The organism is Geminicoccus harenae, assembly GCF_019800005.1.
GTDB classification, from domain to species: Bacteria; Pseudomonadota; Alphaproteobacteria; order Geminicoccales; family Geminicoccaceae; genus Geminicoccus; species Geminicoccus harenae.
On sequence record NZ_JABGCL010000153.1, the window covers coordinates 1 to 1,362 of the forward strand.

Annotated in this window: 1 protein-coding gene; it reads right to left on the minus strand. The window is 66.9% G+C overall.

Annotation, left to right across the window (positions count from 1 at the left end):
• Window positions 1-257: 257 nt before the first annotated feature.
• Window positions 258-1,292, minus strand: a complete 1,035-nt coding sequence (locus HLA95_RS27340; protein WP_191062451.1) for an IS110 family RNA-guided transposase — start codon at window positions 1,290-1,292, stop codon at window positions 258-260.
• Between the last annotated feature and the right edge of the window lie 70 nt (window positions 1,293-1,362).

The following is a 1,362-nucleotide window of genomic DNA, read 5'->3' on the forward strand; positions in this document are numbered from 1 at the left end:
GAACGTATGGCCCGCCCCGTCTGCAAGTGGTTTTGTGCGTTCTGTCCTGATCCGTCTGCACCAACGTATCCGGTCTCAGGGTCAGACCCTGGCCAAGATGGAGAGCCGCGCGCTCTGGTCCTCATAATTTCGTCGGCGTCGTTGCGCCAATCCCGACACCAGGTTTCCAGAGCACCGGTCGACGTCAGGCCATCTCGCTTCCACCTCCCGCAGACAGCGCCGGCCGTGTGCCCAGCGGGCCCGGCCGAACTTGTAGGCTAAGATGCCATCGCCGGTCTCATGGCGAACGGCTGACCGCTGCGCAGCACCGCCCAGACGATCCGGGCCAGCCTGGCGGCAAGCGCCACCACGGTCTTGTTCACGTGTGCCCGAGCCAGCAGGCCACGCAGCCATTCGCCCAATGGGGTCTCGCTCTTCGACAACGTTGGCAGCGCAGCCCGCGCTCCGTGGATGATCAGCTTGCGCAGGTAGACGTTGCCCCGCTTGCTGATCCCCAACAGCCGTGGCCTGCCGCCGGTCGTCATCTGCTTGGGCACCAACCCCAGCCAAGCTGCCAGATCACGGCCGCGTCGGAACGTCTGAGCATCACCGATCGCTGCCGTCAGCGCAGTGGCGTTCAGCACCCCGATCCCGGGAATGGTCGCCAGCAGGCGAGCCGGCGGGTCCGTGCGGGCAAGTGCGGTGAATTCATCGTCGAACGCTTGGATGCGCCGGTCCAGCTCTCGCCGCTCCACCTGCATGTCCTCGACCAGCGCCTGTATCCGCGGGCTGAGCGGGACCTCGTCCTCCGCTATCAGGGCCTGCAGGTGCAGGTCCAGCTTGCGCCGTCCCTGGGGAACAAGGATGCCCCGTTCGCCCAGCACGCCCCGCAGCTGGTTGATCAGGGCTGTTCGCTCGCCCACCAGCCGGTCGCGGGCGCGATGCAGGGTTTGCAGGTCGAGTTGCGCCTCGCTCTTCAACTCGACGAACCGCATGGTCGGTCGGGTCGCCGCTTCGGCGATCGCCTCCGCGTCCCGCTCGTCGTTCTTCTGGGCCTTGACGTAGGGCCGCACGTATTCTGGCGACATCAGCCGGACCTCGTGGCCCTGCCCCTGCAGCACACGGCCGAGATGGTGGGCACCGCAGCAAGCTTCCATCGCCACCACGCAGGCCGGCAGCTTGGCCGCGAGCCGGGTGACACCGTCCCGGTGCATCCGCCGGCGCAGGACGACCCGCCCAGCTGCGTCCAGTCCAGCCAAGCTGCAGCTGTTCTTGCCCAGATCAAGCCCGAGAACCGTGATCTCTACCGTCATCGCCCGCTCCTTCCGTTGCGCCCAAACAGCCTAGCTGCCGGGGCAAAGGGGCGGGCCATCCCATAATTTC